The sequence below is a fragment of the Nocardia neocaledoniensis genome (assembly GCF_029868625.1).
GTDB classification, from domain to species: Bacteria; Actinomycetota; Actinomycetes; order Mycobacteriales; family Mycobacteriaceae; genus Nocardia; species Nocardia neocaledoniensis_A.
In genome coordinates, this window is record NZ_JARWOJ010000299.1 from 1 (window position 1) to 2,075 (window position 2,075).

Here is a 2,075-nt window from a genome sequence, read left to right on the forward strand (position 1 = left end):
GGCCTGCGCCAGGAGCGCGTCCACGTCCCAGCCGCGGTGGGCGGCCCGGTCGGCCAAGGCGCGCCCCCCGCCGCGGGGGAGGGGGTTGTGGGGGGCGGTGGTGGGGGCGGGCCCGCCCGCGGGGCCCCCCCCCCCCGGCGAGTGCGTCCGCGACCCGGTGCACACCCGCCCGCACCGCCGAGCCGGTCGGGATGAGCGGATGGTCCTCGATGATCAGGACACGGAAGTCCGAGAGCCGCTCGTGGCGCGGAGGTGGCAGGGCGAGTGCGTAGGCGCGGCCGTGGGTCAGCGGGTCCGGTCCTGCCATCACGTCGAGCAGTAGCGCGAGGTCGCGGGCGGTGCGCGCCATCGGGCCTGCGACGGCGAGATCCAGGTCGACCGGCAGTGCCGGCGACGGCGGTGCGACCATGCCGCGCGTCGGTGCCAGCCCCAGTGTCGGCTTGTGCGCGTACACGCCGCAGAAATGCGCGGGCGTGCGCAGCGAACCGGCCAGGTCGGAACCGAGGGACAGCGCACCGAAGCCTGCGGCCAGCGCCGCCGCCGAACCGCCGGACGACCCACCCGAGGTGCGACTGTGATCCCACGGATTGTTGGTGGTGCCGTAGATCTCGTTGAAGCTCTGGATGTCTCGCAACATCACCGGCACATTGGTCTTACCGAGAATCACCGCGCCCGCGGCCTTCAACCGCGCCACCTGGACCGCGTCGGCGGCGGGCACATGGTTCACGTGTTCGGGCATACCCCAGGTCGTGGGCAGCCCGGCCATGTCGTAGGACTCCTTGACCGTCACCGGGATACCGAGCAGCGGCCGATCCTCGCCGCGGGCACGCGCCTCATCGGCCGCGCGGGCGGCGGTGCGCGCCCGATCGAAATCCGGCACACAGATCGCCTTGATCGCCGCGTCCTCACGCTCGATGCGCGCGATCGCCGCCTCGGCCAATTCCACCGCACTCACCGCACCGGCCCGCAAAGCGACCGTGAGCTGTTCGGCCGATTGAAAGTTCCACTCCATGAATTCGACGGTATCGGCGACAGGCGGAGGGCATAAAACACCGGTGTGCCGATCCTCTGCGTAGGGGCACGTGGAGCCACAGTGCACAACGAAAGATGTCTCACTTCATCGCGGCCGTCACGGCCGCAAGGCCTCCTCGTAGGTCCTGGACGAAATACTCGGGGACCTCGAGCGACGGGAAGTGGCCGCCGGCTTCGGGGGAGTTCCAGCGGACGATGCTCCGGTACCGTTCCTGGGCCCAGGGGCGGGGGCACTTCTCGATGTCGCGCGGGTACATGGTGATCGCGGTCGGGACGTCGACGCGCAGGTCGGGATCGAGCGAATTGTGGCTCTCGTAGTAGATGCGGGCCGCCGAGGCGCCGGAGCGGGTGAGCCAGTAGAGGGTGACGTCGTCGAGGATACGGTCTCGGGAAATCCGCTCGAACGGGCTGTCCTCGGTGTCGCTCCATTCGGCGAATTTGTCGAGTATCCACGCGAGGAGGCCGACCGGTGAGTCGACGAGCGAATAGCCGATCGTCTGCGGGCGGGTCGCCTGCTGCTTGGCGTAGGCCGCGCGGTGACGCCAGAAGTGGCGGGTTTCCTCCGTCCACCGGCGTTCGGTGGCGGTGAGCCCCTCGGTCGGCAGTCCGGGCGGTGCCTCCGCGAACAGCGTGTGGATGCCGAGAACGTGCGTCGGGAATCTGCCGGCGAGCACGGTGGTGATATTGCCGCCCCAGTCGCCGCCGTGGGCCAGGAATCGGTCGTAGCCGAGGCGTCCCATCAGTTCCACCCAGGCGGCCGCGATCTTCTCGGTTCCCCACCCGGTGGTGGAGGGCTTGTCGCTGTAGCCGAAGCCGGGGAGCGACGGGGCGACGACGTGGAAGGCGGGCGCGTCCGCGCTGGTCGGTTCCGCGGGGTTGTTGGCGGATTAGGAGGACACAGGGCCCCCGGCCGGGCCACCCGGCGGGCAGGATAAAGGGGGGGGGGAGGGGGGGGGGGGGCGGGGCGGGGGGGGCCACCTCCGCTCGCGGCGGCTCCCCCCCCCCCCCCGCGGGCGGGGCCCGCGCCGCCGCCCGGCATCCGG

General features: G+C 71.4%; 1 protein-coding gene and 1 pseudogene. Both read right to left on the reverse strand.

The features are described 5' to 3' along the window. Positions 1 to 1,012 (reverse strand): amidase family protein (locus QH270_RS22300; RefSeq protein WP_280345743.1); only part of this gene is annotated, 1,012 nt, incomplete at its 3' end. Between the two features lie 100 nt (positions 1,013 to 1,112). Then, a pseudogene (locus tag QH270_RS22305) lies at positions 1,113 to 1,971 on the reverse strand (alpha/beta fold hydrolase); the annotation flags it as partial. Between the last annotated feature and the right edge of the window lie 104 nt (positions 1,972 to 2,075).